Source organism: Georgenia muralis, from assembly GCF_003814705.1.
Lineage (GTDB): Bacteria > Actinomycetota > Actinomycetes > Actinomycetales > Actinomycetaceae > Georgenia > Georgenia muralis.
In genome coordinates, this window is sequence record NZ_RKRA01000001.1 from 568,579 (window position 1) to 588,721 (window position 20,143).

The following is a 20,143-nucleotide window of genomic DNA, read 5'->3' on the forward strand; positions in this document are numbered from 1 at the left end:
GGCTCCTCCTAGCCCTACCTCGCCTGACAGTGTTGCATGCGAGAGCTCGCGGGTCAGCGCCTCCCGGACGGAGGTCCGCAGTAGCATCGAGCGAGCCGAGCTACTCCCGTGCTGGCGGTGCATGATGGACACGACACAGGCGCCTGAGACCTCGAGCCGGCGTGCGCCCGCACGGGCCGCCGGCGTCCAGGACCGGCTGCCGTGATGCTCGCGCGCAAGCATCGGGTCGGCGGGCTCGTCACCGGGTTGCTCCCCGACTCCGTCACCTGGCTCACGGTCTACCTCGTCCTGCTTCTCGCCATCCCCTCCCGGCTCGTGCTCCAGCCGCTCGCCAGTGCGGGCGCCCCCTCACAGCTGTTCGCCCTCGTCGGTCTGCTGTGGTGGGCGTGGTACCAGGTCAGTCGCTGGAACGTCGCCGACACCTGGCACGGCCCCGTGCGGACGGCACTCGCTGCGTTCCTGGCGAGTGTCGCGCTCAGCTACATCGGCGCGATGCTCAGGCCGATCGAGGCCGACGAGGTCTCGACGGCGGACGTGGCCCTCATCGCCGCGGCGTCCTGGGCGGGGACGTTCCTCGTGGCGCACGACGGCATCCCCTCGAGGGAGCGCCTCGACCTGCTGGTCGGGCGCCTCGCGATGGGAGGTGGGCTGCTCGCGCTGCTCGGGCTGGTCCAGTTCGCCACCCGGCAGACGCTGGTCGACGTGATCGACATCCCGGGCCTGAGCGCAAACCAGCAGGCCTTCGACTTCGAGCGGTCGGGGTTCACGCGCCCGTCGGGAACGGCCACCCACCCGATCGAGTACGGCGTCGTGCTGACGATGTTCCTGCCGCTCGCACTCCATTCCGCCTTCCACGCCAGACACACTTCGCTCGTCGCACGCTGGCTGCCTCTCGCGGCGATGGCGCTGATCATCCCGCTCTCCCTCTCGCGCTCGGCCGTCGTGGGCACCGTCGTGTGCCTCCTCGTCCTGATGCCGACCTGGCCTGCCGCGCGCCGCCGCCTGGCCCTCGTGAGTGGGGCCGCGCTCCTCGGTGTCGTCTTCGTGACCGTCCCTGGTGTCCTCGGCTCGTTCACGTCGATGTTCACGCAGATCGAGAACGACCCGAGCGCCCGCTCGCGCACCGACAGCTACGGGCTGGTCCTGGACTTCGTCGCGGACTCGCCGCTCATCGGCCGAGGCCTGGGCACGTTCCTCCCCAAGTACTGGATCCTGGACAACCAGCTGCTGCTCCTGCTCGTCACGGTGGGGGTTCTCGGCCTCGCGACCTTCCTGGCGACACTGACCGCCGCGGTGGTCGTGCTCACCAGGTTGCGCCGCAGCAGCCGCGACGCCGACACCCGTGACCTCGCCCAGACCCTCGTGGCCTCCCTCGCCGCCGGGACGGCGGGCCTGGCCTTCTTCGACGGCTTCGCCTTCCCGATGACGGCCGGCACGCTCTTCCTGCTCCTCGGCATGTCCGGCGCCCTCGCCCGGGTCGAACGGCCCGCTCTCCGGCGGCCGAGCCGAGCGACGTCGTCCGAAGCACCGCCGACGACCGTGCCTGGACCGTAGGCTGCCGGACACAAGAACATCCTCATCCGACGGGGGAGCGCCATGGCAGGTCGCTGGGTCACGAACCTGTGCTTCCACGGCATCGGCAGTCCGAACCGCGAGCGCGAGCCCGGCGAGTCCTCGTACTGGGTCGACCAGGAGACCTTCAGCAGGGTCCTCGACGTCGTGGCCGCGAGGTCCGACGTGCGCCTCAGCTTCGACGACGGCAACGCCTCCGACCTCGCGGTCGCGCTGCCCGAGCTGGTCGACCGCGGCCTGAACGCCACCTTCTTCCCGGTCGCCGCCCGGCTGGACCGTCCCGGCAACCTCACCCGCACGGACGTGCGCGCCCTGGTCACCGCCGGCATGACGGTCGGCTCCCACGGCATGCACCACCGCTCGTGGCGGGGGATGGACGCCGCCGCCATGAGCGACGAGCTCGACCGGGCGAGGAGCGAGATCGCGGCAGCCGCGGGAAGACCGGTGACCGCCGCTGCCTGCCCGCTCGGCGCCTACGACCGCACCGTGCTCCTCGCGCTGCGCCGGCGCGGCTACGAGGCGGTGTACACCAGTGACCGCGCCGGAGCCCTCGAGCGTGCGTGGCTCCAGCCACGGTTCAGCGTCCGCGCCACCGACGACGTCGAGGACGTGCGCGCGGTCCTCGAACGCTCCTCCGGCGCCGCACGCGCGGTCCGTGCCGCTGCCCGGATCGTCGCCAAGAGCCTGCGCTGACCAGGTCCTTGCCGGCCCCGTGAAGTGTTGTACGTCGGCGCCCGGACCCCGTTAGCATCCGGTCCGTGACCTGTTCCATCACCGTCGTGGTGGTGACGTACAACAGCGAGGACCACGTCGGCGCGCTGCTCGACAGCCTGCCCGACGCCTTCGGCGACCGCGCCTACACGACCGTCGTGGTCGACAACGGCTCGCAGGACGGCACGGTCGCCCTGCTGCTCGGGCGCGACGACTGCACCGTGGTCCGGTCCACCAACGACGGTTTCGCGGCCGGGGTGAACACCGGCGTCCGGCACCAGGGCGGCACAGGGCCGATCCTCGTGCTCAACCCCGACGTCGTGCTCGAGCCGGGGGCGGTGCCCGCGATGGTGGGCGCGCTGGAGGCCCCCGGCACCGGGATCGTCGCGCCGCTCGTGCTCGAGGCCGACGGGAGACTCTCCCCGTCGCTGCGCCGGGAGCCCACGCTTGCCCGCGCGACCGGTCTGAGCTTCACCCGCCTGGCGCGGTTCTCCGAGCGCGTCGACGACGTCCGGGAGTACACGAGACCGCACGTCGTCGACTGGGCGATGGGCGCGATCCTCCTCCTCGACCGGGCCTGCTACGAGGCGGTCGGAGGGTTCGACGAGTCGTACTTCCTGTACTCGGAGGAGACCGACTTCTGCCTCACGGCGCGGGACCTTGGCTGGTACACGGTGTTCGAGCCCTCCGCCCGGGCGATGCACGTGGGCGGCGGCTCGGGGGAGAGCGACGCCACGCACGCCATGCAGGTGGTCAACCGCGTCCGGCTCTACCGGCGGCGCAACGGGGACCTGAAGGCGTGGCTCTACTTCGCCCTCGTGCTCGCGCGGGAGGTGCGTCGCGCCGTCGTCGGACGCCCGTCGGCCCTGGCGGGAGCCCGGGCACTGCTGCGCCCGGCGCTGCGCCCCCCGGAGCTCGCGTGCGGGCCGGGGCTCCTGCCGCGCTGATCCTGCCCGGGCACGCCGGCGCCGAAGCTGCCCGAGCGGGGCGTCCGGTCTGCGACGATGACCGGGTGACGCCCGCCACACCGGCCGGACCGGGCCCCCTCGCATCGGTCGTGGTTCCGGCCCATGACGAGGAGCGGTCGATCGCACGGCTGCTCGACCAGCTGGCGCCCGGAGCGGGCGACGAGTTGCTCGACGTGGTGGTGGTGTGCAACGGCTGCACGGACGCGACGGCGGCCGTTGCCCGGGGCTACGACGTCACGGTGGAGGAGATCCCGCAGGCGTCCAAGCGGGCCGCGCTCGAGCGGGGCGACGCCGTGGCCCGCACCTACCCGCGGGTGTACCTCGACGCCGACGTGGAGATCACCGCGGGCGACGTCCTCCGCCTCGTCGCGGCGGTCGCGACCGGCCGGTACCTCGCGGCCGGGCCGCGCCGGGTCGTCCCTCGCGACGGGGTGACCACGGCGGTGCGGTGGTACTACGACGTCTGGGAGTCGTTGCCCCAGGTCCGCACGGGGCTCTTCGGCCGTGGTGTGGTGGTCGTCTCGCAGGCGGGCGCCGAGCGGATCCACCGGCTGCCGATGCTCATGTCGGACGACCTGGTGATGAGCGAGGCCTTCGCACCGCACGAACGTGTCGTCGTCCCCGAGGCGACGGTCGTGGTCCATCCCCCGCGGTCCGTCCCGGACCTCCTCCGCCGCCGTGTCCGCGTTGCCACGGGCAACGCGCAGAGCGACGCCGCCGGCAGGCGTAGCGACTCGGCACGCACCTCGGTCCGGAGCGTGGCGGGCGTCGTGATCCGCCGGCCCGGGCTGGCGCTCAAGCTGCCGGTCTTCGCCGCAGTGACGCTGGCAGCACACGTGGGAGCACGCCGTGCTGTCCGGCACGGTGACTTCACGACGTGGCGCCGCGACGAGAGCTCGCGTCGGTGATGCGAGCCGTCGCCGACCGGCCTCACGACCGCAGTTCGTGGGCCCGTACTACCCTGGGCACAGGCGCCCGCGAGGAGGTGACCGACCGGTGTATCTACGCGAGCTTGCGCGCAGCCTGATCCGCCGCTGGTACCTCGTCGCCGTCGGCCTCGTCGCCGTCGGTGGACTCGGCGCCTTCGTCCTCACGGTGGTCCAGCCGACCTACCAGGCACGGGCGAACCTCCTCCTGCTCCCCCCTCAGTCCAGCCTCGAGACCGGGGACAACCCCTTCCTTGCGCTCGGTGGGCTCATCCAGCCGCTCGACGTCCTCACCCGCATCCTCGACGCGGGCACGACCCGGGAGGAGCTGCTCTCTGAGACGACGGACGGTGACTACGTCGTCGAGGCGGACACGAGCACCAACAGCCCGATCCTTCTCGTCGAGGCGATGGGCGGTGACGCCGACGAGGCGCTCGGCGTCCTCGAGACCGTCCTCGACGTGGCACCCCCGACGCTGGTGGACCTTCAGGAGGAGCTGCAGATCCCCGCCCGCGACCAGGTCACCACGATGACCCTGACAGTCGACGAGGTCGCGACCCCGGACCGCGGCGACCAGGTCCGGGCCCTGCTGGCTGTCGTGGCCGTGGGGACCGGTGCCGTGGTGCTGCTCGTCGGGCTGGTCGACGGCATCCTGTTGGCCCGGGGCCGTCCGCGCGTCTCGCCGACCGGGAACCGGGCTGGCCCCTCGCCACAACCACCGACCGCGCCGGATCCGACCCTGAAGGACCAGTCCTCGTCGCCGGTACGCGGAGGCCGATGATGGCGAACCGGCGGTCCCCCGTCTCGGTCGTCTGCGTCTTCAACGACGCCGACGTGCGTCGTGACTGTCTCGACCGCTCCGTCTCGGACGGGCTCGCACTCGCCCCGGGGACCGACCTCGTGGCGGTGGACAACACGACCGGCAGGTTCGCTTCGGCGGGAGCGGCCCTCAACCACGGCGTGTCTCTGGCTCGCAACGCCCACGTCGCACTCGTCCACCAGGACGTCTACCTGCACTCCCTCCCGGCCCTCGAGGAGGCCGCGGCGATCCTCGGGTGTGGCGAGTTCGGGCTCCTCGGAGCGGTGGGGATGACGAGGGACGGGCACCTGGTCGGCCGGATCAGGGACCGGGTGGTGCTCTCGGGCCGGACAGCCCGGACGCCACGCGAGGTCGACAGCCTCGACGAGGTCCTCTTCATGGCCTCCCGCGAGCAGCTCATCCGGGAACCGCTCGCCGAGTCCCCCGACCTCGCCTGGCACGCCTACGCGGTGGAGTACGGGCTCCGGGTACGCGGGCTCGGCCGCCGCGTCGGGGCGATCCACCTCCCCGTCACGCACAACAGCCTCTCGGTCAACCTGGACCGGCTTGATGCCGCGCACGCCGCCGTCGCCGCGATGTACCCCGACGTCCTACCGGTGCGCACCACCTGCGGGACGGTGGCCTCGCCGGCGCCCCGGCGACCGCTCCCCCGTCCGATCGAGGCGCAACGCTGGCGCTACCGGTGGGTGCGCGAGTCCCTCGCGGTGCGCCCGGCACACCGGGCGGCACGGGACGTGCCCGTCGTCCTGAGCGACATCCGCCACGAGATCGACGACGTCCTCGAGTGCTTCGGCCGACCGCTGCCGGTGGTCAATCTCGAGCTGCCCGACGACCGGTTCACGCCCGGGTCCCCGCCTCTGGACCTCACCCGACGCGGGCGTCCGCTCTCGGTGCGCACGGCGACGCTCGAGGAGCTCATCGACAACGACGTCACCGCAGAGGGCTCCGCGCTGGTCACGAACGTCCGGCCCTCAGACCTGACTGTCCTCATCCCGGCCCTGGAAGGCCTCCCGCTCCGGCTGGGGTTCCAGGAGGACGCCGGCCTGTGGCTCGCCACCGGCGCGCTGGCCGAGGTCGAGCTGGCCGGGTGGAGACGTGGCGGGGGACGTCCCCTGCTGGCGGCCGGGCGCGCCGTGCGGTCGTAGCCGCCCACTGGCCGCGGCCGCGGCCACCCGCTGGCGGTCCGCCAGCATGTCGGCCGCGGTGAGGGCCACGCCGTGGCGCCGCAGCGCGTGGACGGCGGAGAGCCGTTCACCGGCGGGCAGCAGGCCGAGTGCGGAGCGCAGGGACCCGGGGACGCCCTGGCTGTGCGGCGAGCGCGTGACCACCTGACGAACCAGCTCCTCCAGCGTGCCGGTACGGCGTGGGGGGACCCGGAGCGTGATCTCGGGTGACGAGCGCGCGGCGTGGGCGTAGACCCGTCTCGCCTCGGTCTGCCAGACGTCCGCCCCGTGTCGGTCGAGGATCGACGCCCGGATCGCGTCGCCCGCCTGGTGGCGGGCTGGTGCCTCGTCGACGAGCAGCGACAGCTCCTGGCGCAGTCCGTCGGGAGTCGTGGGACGCGACATCGCCTCGTCGACGCCTTCGGTGTCGGCTCCCAGGACGTCGCACCCCTCGGGGTGCCCCCGGTAGGTGACGACCGGGTTGCCGAGGGTTCCGGACTCCAGCAGGGACGTGAGGGAGGCGAAGGGGAAGGAGTCGAGATACACGTCCGCCGCCTGGTGGAGGAGCCCCACGTGCGGCAGCGGGCCCAGGGCGCGCACCCGGCCGTGGGTCAGCCGCGCCGCGCGCGCCCACTCCCCTTCCGGTGCCGGCCCCGCGGCGAGCAGGCGGGCGTGTCGGTTCCGCAGGAAGACGGGCAGGACCATCTCGACCAGACTCGGTCCGCCGACGGGCTCGTACTTCGACGCGTCGGCTGCGGTCAGGACCAGCACGTCCGTCGGGTCGATGCCCAGCTGCCGTTTCGCGGCCTCCCGGCTCATGGTGCGGGCGGGTGTCTCCAGGGGACGCATGCCCATGACGATCCGCGACGGCTCGACGCCCCTGCGCCGGACCGCCAGGGCGGCTCCGCTGCGGCGCATGCTCAGCAGGGTCTGGGCGATCGAGACGCCGACCCAGAAGACGTGGTCCGCCTGGTCGACGAGGACCACAGGTGCCACGGACGTGCCCTGATCCGCCAGCGCGAGGACCGGGACGACGTCACCCGGATGGGCGTGGACGAGGACGACGTCGGCACGTGCGGCTGCGCGCCTGAGCGCGAGGGCGCGGCCGAGGATGCCGCCGGGCATCGTGTCGGCCCGGACGATCCTCAGGACCCCGTCCCGCCTGCGGGCGTCCAGCTTCTCGGGCAGGGGGGTGGTCAGCTGGCGGGTGAGGAGGAGGACGTGCCGTCTGCCCCTGTCCTGGTCCGCCCAGCTCGCGATGTACTGGGTCGAACCCCCGCTCTGGTAGGCCTGGGTGGCGACGTGGAGCACGGTGCCCGGGTCGGACGTCCGTGCCACCTCCACGCGCGTCCGGGGCAGCCGACGGCCGACGTCGATGAGCAGCTGCTCGAGCTCGGCGCTGGCGAAGATGCCGGACGGGTTGAGCCACGCGTGGTGCGCGGCGACCTGGCACGACGCCGCCGCGGCCGCGAGCCGCCCCTGGTCGAGCAGCGTGCGCGCCGATACGAGGAGGTGGGCGAAGGCGACGTGGTCCCGGTCGAGGCCGTCGCGCGATCCGGTCACACGGTCACCTCCTCCTGGTCGGGGGACGCGACGGAGCGCAGCCGGAGGAGCGCGCCCCGGTCCAGCCACAGCAGCACGGCCATGACGACCGCCGCCCCGCCGGCGGCCGTGAGGGACGCCGCGGCCGGCGCCATCGTCGTCGTCGCCGCCCAGGCTCCGGCACCACCGAGCGCCGACACCGCTGCGGGCAGCGCCAGGCGCCTGAGTGCAGCAACGGAGGTGATGCCCGCCCGCTGCAGGTGGAAGAGGTACAGCGGCAGGAGAACGAGCGCCGCGGTGGCGGCCTGCGCCAGCGCGACACCGCGGATACCGTCCGCCACCGCGCCGAGGAGCTGCGCCGGCAGGACCACCAGCAATGACAGGACCTGGATCCTCAGGAGGACGCCGGAGGCGCCGGCGATCACGAGGTAGTCGTAGGCGAGCTCGAAGACGATCCGGAACGCGGCGAAGAAGGCGAGCCACACGAGCGCGGCGGCAGCCGGCGCCCATACGTCCCCGTAGACGAAGGGCACCACGGCCGACGCTGCGCCGGCCAGGAGCAGACACACCGGGAATGCCACGGCTGCCACCACACCGAGGATCGCCGTGAACGTCCGGCGCATCTCGTCAGGATCGTGCTTGAGACGGGCGAAGACGGCCGGAGCGACCGACCGCAGCGGCTGCGAGAACACGTTCACGGGCCAACTGGACAGGTTCGCGGCGAGGACGTAGAAGCCCAGCGCCGTCGATCCCAGCATGCCGCCGACCACGAGCTGGTCGGCGTTGCCCAGCGCGAAGACGATGACGCTGGCACCGGCGAGCGGCAGGCCGAACTGGAGGAGCGGTCGGACGTGGGTCCGGTCGAGGCCCAGTCGGAACGGGAAGGGCGAGAGCACGAGGAAGAGCACCGCGGAGGCGAGCGCACCCGCCAGGCGGCCGACAGCGAGGCTCATCGCCCCCGTGCCGGTCAGCGCCAGCGTCAGCGAGACCAGCGCACCGAGCCACACGCCCACCTGGTCGATGAGCATCTTCCGGCGCTGGAGGAACTGTCGCTGCATCACCATCGCGGGGGTCGCGACCACGCCGCTGACCACGACGGCGACCGCCAGGAGTCGCACCACCGGGGTGGCGCCCGGGTCGCCCATCTCACGGGCGAACGCAGGTGCCGCGGCGAAGGCGATCCCGAACACGGCCAGACTGCTCACCACCGAGATGGTCGAGACCGTCGGGGCGATCAGGCGCGGGTCACCGGCCCACCGCACGATCGCCAGGCTCACGCCGAGCTCGTTGAGGCTCAGGGCCGCCGTGAGGGCGACCAGCGCGACGGCGAAGGTGCCGAACTCCTCCGGGCCGAGAAGGCGTGCCAGCACGATGCCGATGGCCAGGGTCCCGATCCGAGACGCCACCGTGTTCGCGAAGCTCCAGGCCAGCGCCCTGGGCGCCCGACCTACATCCTCCGGCGTCCCGGTCGCTCCGGCACGGGCTCGTCCTGAGGCGCGGTCCGCCCGCTCACCGCCCGCGGTCTCCCGTGGACGATCCCGGTGCGCGGCCCGGTGACGACGCCGGCTCATCCCTGCGTCCTATCCGCGGGCCCGGGCCATGGCCGGCCGTGGGCCGGGCACGGCGCTCTGCAGTGCCGCCACCACGAGGTCCTGCTGCTCGTCCGTGAGGTGCGGGTAGAGGGGCAGCGAGAGGATCGCGCCCGCTGCCCGCTCGGCCACGGGGAAGGAGCCCGGACCGAGCCCGAGGTGCGAGTAGGCGCGGGTGAGGTGCAGCGGAGTGGGGTAGTGGATGCCGGCGCCGACGCCGGCACCCTGGAGCTCGCCGAGGATCCTGTCCCGGTCGGCCACGCGCACCACGTACAGGTGCCAGACGTCTTCGTTCCCTGGCGCAGAGGCGGGCGTGCGTACCCCCGCCGTCCCCGCGAGGAGGCTGGTGTACCGCTGCGCGGCGGCTCGGCGACGGCCGTTCCACCTCTCGAGCCGCGTGAGCTTTGCCCGCAGCACCACCGCCTGGACCGTGTCCAGGCGCGAGTTGAACCCCACCACCTCGTGGTCGTACTTCGTGCGGGAGCCGTGTGCGGCGAGCACCCGGACCCGGTCGGCGATCGTGGGGTCGTCGGTGGTCACCGCACCCGCGTCGCCGGCGGCACCGAGGTTCTTGCCCGGGTAGAAGCTCGTCGCCGCGGCGGCACCGATGTGGCCCGCGGCGCGGCCGAGCTGCCGGGCGCCCTGGGCCTGGGCGGCGTCCTCGACCACCGGCAGACCCGCTTGCGCCGCGAGCGCCGTCACCGCCTCCATGGGGGCCACCTGACCGAAGAGGTGCACGGGCACCACCGCCTGGGTCCGGGTGGTCAGGGCCCGCTCGACGGCGGCGGGGTCGATGAGCAGGTGGTCCTCGTCGACGTCCACCAGGACGGGCCTGGCCCCGATGCGCGAGACCGCCTCGGCGGTGGCGATAAAGGTGTTGGCCGGGAGGACGACCTCGCCCCCCGTGGTGACCCCCACCGCCCGCAGCGCCAGCTCCAGGGCGTCGGTGCCGTTGGCCACGCCGACGCAGTGGGCCGCGTTCACGAAGGCGGCGTACTCCGCCTCGAACTTCGCGACGGCAGGCCCTCCGATGAAGGCGGCCGTCGCGAGGACCTCGCGCAGCCCGGCGTCCACCTCCTCGGCGACCTCCCTGTGCTGCGCGGCGATGTCGACCAGGGGCACTCTCATCGTCGGGCTCCCTCACGGACGGTCCGGCCGGCCCCGGACGGGTCCGGGCCCGGGGCGCCCGACGTCAGGGGGCCGGCCGGGACGCCCGCCCAGACCTGCCCGGCCGGCACGTCGCCCAGGACGACGGCGCCCATCCCGATCGTGGCCCCGGGACCGATCTCGACGTGCTCGCGCAGGCACACGTTCATGCCGACGTACGCCCCCTCGCGCACCGTGACGGACCCCCCGAGACTCGCCCCGGCACAGACCGTGGCGAAGTCGTCGAGCACGTCGTCGTGGGTGAGCGAGGCGTTGGGCATCAGGACGACGTGCCTGCCGACGCGCACGTCTGCCGTGATCGCCACCTGCGCCAGCACGACCGATCCTGCCCCGATGGTGCAGCCCGGGGGGACGTCGACGCTCGGGTGCTTGACGACCGCGTACCGGGAGTCCTGCACCCCCGCGGACGCCAGCCGGTCCGCAAGCGATCGCCGCACGACGCCGCGACCGGCGCACAGCACGAGCATGGCGCCGGGGTGCCGGTCCACCTCCGCCGGCCCGCCGAGCACCGGGACGCCGTCGAGCTCGGTCCCGTGCGTCGCGGGGTCGTCGTCGAGGACGCCGACGAGCTCGTGGCTCCCACTGGAGCGCACCAGGGCGATGACCTCCCGGGCCAGGCCACTCGCAGCCACCAGCAGCAGATCGGGCCGGCTCCTCACGGTCGCACCCCCGCGGGGACGGACGTGAGGACGTCGAGGACGCGCGACTGCTCGTCGTCGGTCATCTCGTGGAAGAGCGGCAGGATCAGGGTGGAGTCGGTCAGTCGCTCCGTCACCGGCAGCGGTGCGTGCGGGTACCCCGCGTAGGCCGGCTGGCGATGGGCCGCCATGATGCCCCGCCGGGCGGAGATGTCGGCCCGCGCAAGCCTGGCGAGGACCTCCTCGCGGTCGATCCCCCGCTCGGGCGCGACCTCGAGCCAGTACGACTGGAAGTTCGTCTCCCCCCACGGCGGGTCGGCCACCGGACGCAGCCCAGGCGTGCCGGCGAGGGCGTCGGTGTAACGACGGGCGAGCTCGCGCCGTCGCCGCACGATCTCGGGCAGCCGGCCGAGCTGAACGAGACCGACGGCAGCCTGCAGGTCCGTCATCCGGTAGTTCCAGCCGACCTCGGCGTACTCCTCGGCTGGTGCGAGCACGCTGGCGTGCCGGGCCGAGGCCGAGATGGTCATCGCGTGCTCGCGCAAGGTCCGGGCCCGCGCCGCCCAGTCCTCGCGTGCCGTCGTGATCATTCCGCCCTCACCGGTGGTGAGGACCTTGCGGGGGTGGAAGGACCATGCGGAGATGTCGGCGCCGGCACCGACCGGCCGCCCACGGTAGGCCGACCCCACGGCACAGGCGGCGTCCTCGACCACGACGATCCCGAGCGGGTCGCACAGAGCGCGCACGTCGTCGAGGTCGACCGGCACGCCGCCCTGGTCGACGACGACCACGGCGCGCGTGCGCTCGCTGAGCACCGGCTCGACCGTCCCCGCCGTCACGTTGCCCGTCACCGGGTCGACGTCGGCGAAGACCGGTCGCGCACCGGCGTGCACGACGACGTTCGCCGTCGCGATGAACGAGAACGAGGGGACGACGACCTCGTCGCCGGGACCGATGCCGGCGACGACGAGGGCGAGGTGGAGAGCGGTGGTGCACGAGGAGGTGGCGACAGCGTGCCGTGCCTGCTGCGCCTCGGCGAAGGCCTCCTCGAACCGGGCGACCCGGGGGCCCTGCGCCACCCAGCCCGACGCGACGACCTCGGCGAGAGCTGCGGCCTCCTCCTGCCCCAACCAGGGCCGCATCACGTTGATCCGAGTCATCGCCGGACCGCCGCTCGTCCCGCAGCGATCGCCTCACGCTGCGGCCGCCACCACTCCACCAGCATCCGCAGGCCCGCCTCCAGTCCGATCTCCGCCTCGAAGCCGAGCTCCCTCCTGGCGCGAGAGGTGTCGGCGAGGCGCCGGGTGACGCCGTTCACGGCCCGCTCGGGGCCGATCTCGACGTCGAGGTCGCTGTCCATCGCGCGCAGCAGGGCGCGGGCGAGGTCCAGGAGAGAGGTTTCCCGACCACTCGCGATGTTGTAGGCACCTTCTACGACCTGGCTCCCCGCGGCGAGGACGTTGGCGCGGGCGATGTCGGGCACGCAGATGATGTCCATCGTCTGGCTGCCGTCACCGAAGATGACCGGTGGCAGCCCGTCCGCGATGCGCTCCATCCACCGCACGAGCACCTCGGTGTACAACCCGTGCACGTCCATCCTGGGCCCGTAGACGTTGAAGTACCGCAGGCTGACGTGGTCGAGGCCGCGCATGGCGCGGAAGCTGCGCAGCAGGCCCTCGCCGAAGGACTTCGCCGCGCCGTAGATCGTGTTGTTATGGTGGTGGTGGTGGCGCTCGGGCGTGGGGAACTCCTCGGCCAGCCCGTACACCGAGGCGCTCGAGGCGGCGACGATCTTCGACACGCGGTGGTCGGCTGCGGCCTCGACCACGTTGTAGGTGCCGTCGACGAGTACCTCCAGTGCGAGCCTGGGGTCCTCCGCGCACTGCGTGATCCGGATCGCGGCCTGGTGGAACACGAGGTCCTTGCCCCGGGTGAGGTCGTGCACGAGGTCGCGGTCGCGGATGTCGCCGTCGACAAGCTGGACGCGGCCGCTCGCCAACGCATCGGCGAGGTTCTCCCGCCGTCCGCGGACGAGGTTGTCCACCACGTCGACATGGGCGACGCCCGCGTCCAGGAGATGGTCGACGAGTGTGGAGCCGATGGTCCCGGCGCCGCCGGTGACGAGGGCGGCCGCTCCGTGCAGCGCAGTCATGCCCGCACCTCCAAGAGCGGGTGGGCCGGCTCCACCTCGACCAGTCCGCCGCCGTGGTCCAGGCTTCGTCGGCTGGCCTCGAGCACGCCGAGCACCCTCAGGCCCGCGGCGCCGTCCGTCCGTGGGCTGCGCCGCTGCCGGATGCTCGCGGCGAGCTCGGCGACCATCTGGCCGAGTGCCTCCCGCTCCGGCAGAGCCGGCGCCCACGCGTCGCCGAGCCGGTACGAGACGTTCACGGCTGCCTTCTTCCCGCCGTTCGTGAGCTCGTCGAGCACGACGCCGCGGTCGTAGACGGTCAGGCGCTGGTTGGGGTTGAGGTCGTCCCAGACCATCGTTCGTCTGCTTCCCCCGACGACCATCTGCCGGATCTTGGTGGGACTGAGCCAGTTGACGTGCACGTGGGCGATCGCTCCGCCGGCCAGTGGCAGGGTGAGGTACCCGACGCACGGCTGTCCCGCCCCGATGGGATCCGCCCCCTGAGCGGCGACACCGCGCGGTACCAGCCCGCCGGGCAGGATGAAGTCCAGAATCGACAGGTCGTGCGGCGCGAGGTCCCAGAACACGTCCACGTCCGGCTGGACGAGTCCGAGGTTGATGCGGACCGAGTCGACGAACAGGACGTCCCCGAGGGCCCCGGTCGCGATGAGCTCCTGCATCTTCAGGACGACCGGGGTGTAACAGAAGGTGTGGTCCACCATGAGCACGCGGCCGACCTCGTGCGCGCGTGCCACCATCTCGCGGCCCCTCGCCGACCCGTCGGCGATGGGCTTCTCCACGAGGACGTGCTTGCCTGCGTCGAGCGCAGCCAGGGCGAGCGAGGCGTGGGTGCGGGCGGGGGTCGCGATGGCGACCGCGTCGACGTCGTCGCGGGCGAGCAGCTCGGCGGTGGACGTCATGACCTCCACGGTGCTGCGGGCGCCGACGACCCGCCGGGCACGGTCGGCGTCGAGGTCGCAGACCGCGACGAGGTCCCAGTCGGGGCTGTTCCGGAAGTTACGGGCCAGGTTCGGCCCCCAGTAGCCTGCTCCGACGACGGCGGCGCGCAGCGGTTCGTCCTGAGTCATGGTCTCTCCTCGCTCCGGCACTCAGGGTTGGATGATGAACACCGGGTCGACCCAGTAGTTCGTGGTCGAGGTGTTGGTGGGGTACCCGGTGGCGTACAGGTAGACGCCACCCTTGGCCTGTGCGGTCAGCGGTCCTCTGGTGTACGGGCTGGAGAGCCCTCCGCGGGTCACCGAGTACCGGCCCGAGGTGGTGTGGTAGGAGACCGCGTAGACCTGTCCTGCGGTGACGGGGACAGGCTCCGCGAAGCTCACCCGCTGCCAGCCGGACGCGCTCTCGTCCGCGGAGGCGGCGCTCGCCAGAAGTGTGCCGTCCGGGGACCAGAGCATGACCGTCTTCGTCCCGGTGTTCGCGAGACCCTTGTAGAACCGCACGCCGGTGACGTAACCGTCGACCCCGGTCGTGAACCGGACGCCGACCTGGACAGCCGAGCGGTCGTTCCATGACTCGTTCGACGGCACGGCCGTGTCGGGCCACAGGGAGCACGGACAGTCGGCCGCGGAGAAGGCGGAGGTCGCGAAGCTCCAGGACCCGCCGCTCAGAGCCGTACCACCCATCGAGGCGACGACGGAGACAGTGGCGCTGGACGGCAGCGGCGACGCGGGAGCGAACGTCACCGTCCGCGTGAGCGCGTCGTAGGTGGATGCTCCGGCGATCGGCCCCTCGGGGCCGGAGACGGCAAGGGTCGGTTCGGCGTATGGGGCCTTGGACAGGGTCGCCGTGATGGTGCTGTCGATGGAGACGCTGTCGGCACCGCCCGGAGGGTCGGTCGAGACCACGGTCGGCGCGGAGATCGCAGCAGGCGAGAAGACGACGTCGACGAGGTAGTTGGCGCCGGAAGAGCTGATCTCGGTCGGGAAGCCGCCGCCGTAGCGGAACCGGCCGTTCGACGTCGACGGTGCGGTCAGCGGACCGGCGACGTGGTCGGCTGCGAAGTAGCCCGTGGTCCGCGCGAACCCGCCCTCCGGCGCCAGGTAGGAGACGACGTAGTCGGTGTCGGCGGCAATCTCAACCGGCTCCGCGAACGTGGCCGACTGCCAACCGGAGTCGGTCTCTCCCGTGAAGTCCACGGTCGCGAGACGGGTACCGCCGACCGTCCACAGGGAGCCCGTGTGGGTACCCGTGTTCAACGGCCCCTTGTAGAACCGTATGCCGGTGACGACGCCGGACTCGGACGAACTGAACGTGGTTCCGAGCTCGATCAGGTCCGGCTCGGGGACCGAGCTCGTCTCCGGCAAGAGGTTGCCGAAGAGTGTGCACGGGCACTCCACCGCGGCGGTCTGGAAGGACCAGGTCCCGTCCGTGACGGTCGTGCCACCGACCGTCACGGCGGCGGTCAGGGCGGCCGTGGCTGGCAGCTGACCCGAGGGTGTGAACGAGACCTGACGAGCGGTCGCGTCGTAGGAGCTCTGCCCGAGTACCGGGCCGGCGGGCCCCGTCACCGTGAGCTCGGGCGTGGTCGGCGGCGCCTTGGAGAGCGTCGCTGTGATCACCTTGTCCAGCGCGACCGCTTCGGCGCCATCAGCCGGATCCTTGGCCGTGACCGTGAGCGGGGCGGGCTCCCCGGGCGTGAACACGACGTCGACGAAGTAGTTCGCGCCGCCGTACGTGGACGTCGGGAAGCCGCCACCGTACCGGTACCACCCGTTCTCCGGTCCGGCCGTGAGCGGCCCGACGGTGTAGGGACCGCCGGAGAAGAAACCCGTCGTGGCCGAGTAGCCGCCGCCGGGGGCGAAGTACGAGGCCATGTACGTGGTGCCCGGTGCGACCTCGACGGGCTCGGAGAAGTGGGCGGTCTGCCAGCCGCCGGTCGTCCCTGCGCTGAACTGCACGGTGGCGAGCTGCTGACCCGTGTCGCTCCAGAGTGTGCCGGTGTGGGTGCCGGAGTTCTGCGGACCCTTGTAGAACCGGATGCCCGTGACGAAGCCGGCGGTGGACGGCGTGAAGGTGACCCCCAGCTCCAGTGATCCGGTGTCCGCCACCGACGCCGTGGCGGGCACGTCCCCCGAGAAGAGCGTGCACGGGCAACCGGTCTCATCGGCCGTCTCGAAGGACCACGACTCCGGCTGCTCGCCGGTGGCGGTGGCCTCGGCGGTGTACGGCGCTGCCAGGGCGAGGGGAGCGTCCGGGGCCAGGACGAGGGTCTTGCCGTCAGCCGCGACGGTCACCTCTCCGGTCACCGCACCGTCCGGGCCCGTCAGCGTGAGCGTGCTACCGGTTGGGACGGCGCCGGAGAACGTGGCGGTCACGGTCGTGGCGGTGTCCACACCGATAGCGCCCGGCCTGGGCTGCTGGCTCACCACTGTCAAGGGCTGCGGGTCGGGCTCGAGGACGACATCGACGAGGTACGTGGTCGAGGACCCGGCGCCCGGGAACCCGTCGGCGTAGGTGTACGCGCCGCCGTTCGGCGAGACCCGCAGCGGTCCGCGCTGAACCCAGTCGGTGTAGGCGGCTGGTGTGTAGGAGTACCGGCCCACGGTGGTGCGGTACGAGGCCACGTACCGCACGTCTTTCTCGATGGCGACCGGCGCGTCGAACGTCAGGGTCTGCCAGCCCTGGGTCGTCTCCGCGGTGAAGGTTCCCTGCGCCAGGATCGTGCCGGTCTCGGTCCACAGGGTGCCGACGTGGGTTCCGATGTTCCCGGGGCCCTTGTAGAACCGGACCGCGGTGACCTTGCCGGACTGCGAGCTGGTGAAAGTGACGCCGAGGGTGACGGCGTCGGTGTCGGCCGCCTCCAGGACCTCGGGCGTGCTGACGTCGCCGAACAGCGAGCAGGGGCACTGGCCCTCGGTCGCGTTCGGCGCCGCGGTGGTGAAGGTCCACGAGGTCGCGCCCTCGATACCCACACCCCGCGGGTCCGTCGCGCTCACCTCGGCGGTGTAGTCGGTGGTCGTAGCGAGGGGCTGGTCCGGGGTGAACGCGGCGGTGCGGGTGGTGGAGTCGTAGGTGGTGGTGCCGGTGACAGGGGTCCCGTCGGCGGCGTGCAGCGTCATGGCGACGCTCGTGGTGTCCACCGGCTTCGACATCACCGCGGACACAGCTGTGCCCCAGGGCACGCTGCTCGAGCCGGGCAGGGGTGACTGGGAGCCGATGGCGAGCGGGGTGTCGTCGACGGTGTTGAAGACCACGTCGACGTAGTAGTGGCTCGAGTTGTAGCTGGAGCTCGGGAACTGACCCGGTGCCGCGTAGACACCCGAGCTCGACGAGCCGAACCCACCGGGAACGGTGAGCGGGCGGGCATCGACGCCGAAGCTCCAGAACGCGTCGGACTTCGCGGCGTACCGGCCGTTGGGTGCCGTGTAGGACACGACGTAGGTCGTGCCGGCCGAGAGCGCGACCGGTGTGGTGAACAGTGCCGTCTGCCAGCCGGATGCGCTCTCATCGGTGAACTGCACCGACCCCAGCCGCTGACCCGTGCTAGTCCAGACCGACCCCGTGTGCGTGCCGGTGTTGCCCGTGCCCTTGTAGAAGCGCACGCCCGTCGCGAAGCCGTCGACCGTCGGGCTGAACGTCAGGCCGAGCTCGAGGCCGGCACCGTCGTTGACCTCAGGCTGCGCCGGCACCTCGGCGCCGAACACGCTGCACGGGCAGGAGACGCTGACGTCGACCCGTGCCGCATCGCCGATGTTGGCGCTGTCGTCCACGGCGCGGACCAGCAGCGGGGTGGATGCGAGGCCGTGCTGCACGTAGGTGTAGGTCCATTGCTCCGTTCCGGTCGCCGGGTGCCAGCTGGTGCCTCCGTCGGTGGACACCTCGACTCCCGCGACGCGCCCGCCGCCGGTGTCGGCGGCGGTTCCGGTGGCGGTCACAGAGGTGCCGTTGGCGATGGACTGCCCGGCCGTCGGCGTCGTGACCGAGACCGACGGACCAGTCGTGTCGGTGGTCTTCGTGGCGGCGACGAGACCACTCTGAAGCGTGGCCGGCTGGACACCCATGTCCGCAAACAGGTTCACCGTCGCCTGCTGCATGCGCGGGTCGGGGGCGGCGCCGTCACCGTCATGCTCCTGGTCCAGTCCCCAGGACCACTGGATGCTGCCGGTGGAGAAGACGAGGGCTCCGCTGGGCGCGCGGTACAACGTGGTGTGATGCGTGGTGGTGCCCTCGGCGACAACGCGACCGAAGTCCTGCAGGTACTGCGGTACCTCGCCCGTCGTCGTCGAGAGCCGGATGAGCCCCTCGGGCCGGAAGCCGTTGTCGAGGTCCTCGTTCGACTCGTACCCAACGGTGTGGGGCGCCAGCTCGGCCGTGCCACCCGCCGGAAGGGAGGACAGGGAGGTGTTGCGCCACAGCCGGTACTTGCCCTCCTCGGCCGAGACTCTGACGGGCAGGTCCGAGTAGTTCACCATGTAGGCGGTTCCGGTGACGCCGTTCTCGGGGAGCCCGCCCCCGTTCTGCGTCGAAGCGAACCGCGGGTCCCGCCACGTGCCGGTCCACTCGGGCGAAGGGTCGATCTTCGTGTCGGCCCAGGTCTCCTTGTACGACACCATCGTGCGGTAGGCGGTCGGCTCGCCCGCGACTGAGTCCTCCCACCGGATGCGCCAGTAGCCCTCGTTGCCGGTGAAGAATCCGAGGCTGACTCCGGCGTCGCGGGCGGCCTCGATGTTGGCGCGCTGACGTCCGGACCAGTACTCGTCGTGGCCGACCGAGAGGAACGCATCGTGCGTCTTGAGCAGCTCCCCCCGGCGGTCGGTGTCGACGTCGGTGCTGTAGCTGACGTCGTAGCCGTTGCGCTCGAGGAACCGCACCATGGCGTACTCGGAGGCGAAGTAGAAGTCCCGTCCCGAGGCGTGTGCGCGGGTGTTGAAGGGCCTGTTGTAGCTCAGCTTGTACGCCCGTCCGTTGACGGCACCCTCGTAGAAGCTCGAGCCGCCGTAGGAGTTGTACGCGTGCCATGTCGTGTCCGACGTCTGGAACAGCACGTCGGAGGCGCCGGTGTCGTCGCGGACGACGAACGTGATGTGGCTCGACTCGTTGGTGTCCGCCCGGTGCAGGCGCGCGATGTAGACCCCCGAGACCGCGCTGGTCGGGACGTCCCAGGAGGCGGAGACGGCCCAGTTCCCACAGTCGTACAGCTCGGTGGTGAGATCCGAGACGCACTCCGGCTGGCTCTGAGGCAGGGACGCGGCCGGGGCCACGGTCGCGATCTCTCGGGCGCCGAGCCCGCCGTACCAGCCGGTGCGGTAGATCGTCACCGTGTACGCCTGGGCGTCGGTGTCGATCTTGAAGTCGACCCGCTGGCCCTTGTTGACGCTGATGTCCGTGGCGAAGCCCTGGATACCTTCGTCGCCCGCGTTCCGGATGTCCCACTCCGCGGGGTCGGTCCCGGGCTTGGAGTTCTCGCAGGTGATCTCGTTCCCGGCGGGTCCGCACGGGTCCGCCGAGGCGGGCGTGGCGGCCACCGCGATCACGACCGGGGACAGCATCGCCGCCCCCAGGAGGGCACCCGCCACCCGTCGCCGTGCTGTCCGGAGGACGGCTGCCGGTGCTCTCATCGCCCCCGCCTCCTCTCGGTCGCTCCGTCTCCGCGCATCGCAGACGACGCCGTCTGACCCACACGGGCCTCGTCGTTGAAGTCTCGTGGGGGGACGTGGTGAGTAGGGATGAGAGAGAGGATGAATTCACCGTTCGCGCGGGTGAATCGTCCACGGGCGCCCCGGGTGATGTCGTGACCGGTGCAGGGTGACGCCGACCTCCCCCGCCAGGGACGGAAGGCCTACTTCTTCCCGATCTGAGCCTCACCCTCTCGGCTGGACGAGGGTGAGAGGCGTGCGGGGCCGACATGGCTCAACCCCCAGCCATAGGGGCTTGTTGGCCTACCGGCCGGCGAAGATCG

At 72.0% G+C, this 20,143-nt stretch carries 13 protein-coding genes; 5 read left to right on the forward strand and 8 right to left on the reverse strand.

Annotation, left to right across the window (positions count from 1 at the left end):
- Positions 1-204 precede the first annotated feature (204 nt).
- The 5 genes from EDD32_RS02515 to EDD32_RS02535 all read left to right on the forward strand — a co-directional run bounded on the left by EDD32_RS02515 (position 205) and on the right by EDD32_RS02535 (position 4,958).
- Positions 205-1,554, forward strand: coding sequence for an O-antigen ligase family protein (locus tag EDD32_RS02515; RefSeq protein WP_246006235.1), 1,350 nt, complete (start codon positions 205-207; stop codon positions 1,552-1,554).
- Positions 1,555-1,596: 42 nt separating this feature from the next.
- A complete protein-coding gene (locus EDD32_RS02520; protein WP_211338703.1) occupies positions 1,597-2,265 on the forward strand; it encodes a polysaccharide deacetylase family protein in 669 nt (222 codons plus the stop codon).
- 65 nt (positions 2,266-2,330) lie between these two features.
- Positions 2,331-3,230, forward strand: coding sequence for a glycosyltransferase family 2 protein (locus EDD32_RS02525; protein WP_170175172.1), 900 nt, complete (start codon positions 2,331-2,333; stop codon positions 3,228-3,230).
- 110 nt (positions 3,231-3,340) lie between these two features.
- A complete protein-coding gene (locus EDD32_RS02530) occupies positions 3,341-4,159 on the forward strand; it encodes a glycosyltransferase family 2 protein (RefSeq protein WP_211338704.1) in 819 nt (272 codons plus the stop codon).
- Positions 4,160-4,247: 88 nt separating this feature from the next.
- Complete coding sequence (locus EDD32_RS02535; RefSeq protein ID WP_170175173.1) at positions 4,248-4,958, forward strand: Wzz/FepE/Etk N-terminal domain-containing protein; 711 nt, start codon at positions 4,248-4,250, stop codon at positions 4,956-4,958.
- Positions 4,959-5,968: 1,010 nt separating this feature from the next.
- On the opposite strand, the gene EDD32_RS02540 is transcribed toward EDD32_RS02535, so the two are convergent.
- From EDD32_RS02540 to EDD32_RS02575, 8 genes are all read right to left on the reverse strand, one after another.
- Positions 5,969-7,723: a glycosyltransferase family protein gene (locus EDD32_RS02540; protein WP_123914327.1), complete on the reverse strand. Its 1,755-nt coding sequence runs from the start codon at positions 7,721-7,723 to the stop codon at positions 5,969-5,971.
- On the reverse strand, positions 7,720-9,108 hold the full coding sequence (locus EDD32_RS02545) for an oligosaccharide flippase family protein (RefSeq protein ID WP_246005941.1): 1,389 nt from the start codon (positions 9,106-9,108) through the stop codon (positions 7,720-7,722). The genes EDD32_RS02540 and EDD32_RS02545 overlap by 4 nt, the downstream gene beginning before the upstream one ends.
- 174 nt (positions 9,109-9,282) lie before the next feature.
- On the reverse strand, positions 9,283-10,419 hold the full coding sequence (locus EDD32_RS02550; RefSeq protein ID WP_123914331.1) for a DegT/DnrJ/EryC1/StrS family aminotransferase: 1,137 nt from the start codon (positions 10,417-10,419) through the stop codon (positions 9,283-9,285).
- The gene (locus EDD32_RS02555) at positions 10,416-11,117 is read right to left on the reverse strand and encodes an acetyltransferase (protein WP_123914333.1); all 702 of its coding nucleotides are present in this window, start codon (positions 11,115-11,117) and stop codon (positions 10,416-10,418) included. The genes EDD32_RS02550 and EDD32_RS02555 overlap by 4 nt, the downstream gene beginning before the upstream one ends.
- Positions 11,114-12,256, reverse strand: a complete 1,143-nt coding sequence (locus tag EDD32_RS02560; protein WP_123914335.1) for a DegT/DnrJ/EryC1/StrS family aminotransferase — start codon at positions 12,254-12,256, stop codon at positions 11,114-11,116. Before EDD32_RS02560 ends, EDD32_RS02555 begins: the two co-directional genes overlap by 4 nt.
- Positions 12,253-13,248 (reverse strand): NAD-dependent epimerase/dehydratase family protein, encoded by a 996-nt coding sequence (locus EDD32_RS02565; protein ID WP_123914337.1) that lies wholly within the window; start codon positions 13,246-13,248, stop codon positions 12,253-12,255. The genes EDD32_RS02560 and EDD32_RS02565 overlap by 4 nt, the downstream gene beginning before the upstream one ends.
- Positions 13,245-14,312, reverse strand: a complete 1,068-nt coding sequence (locus tag EDD32_RS02570; protein ID WP_123914339.1) for a Gfo/Idh/MocA family protein — start codon at positions 14,310-14,312, stop codon at positions 13,245-13,247. The genes EDD32_RS02565 and EDD32_RS02570 overlap by 4 nt, the downstream gene beginning before the upstream one ends.
- Before the next feature lie 21 nt (positions 14,313-14,333).
- Positions 14,334-19,802: a DUF4082 domain-containing protein gene (locus EDD32_RS02575; RefSeq protein WP_123914341.1), complete on the reverse strand. Its 5,469-nt coding sequence runs from the start codon at positions 19,800-19,802 to the stop codon at positions 14,334-14,336.
- Positions 19,803-20,143: the final 341 nt, after the last annotated feature.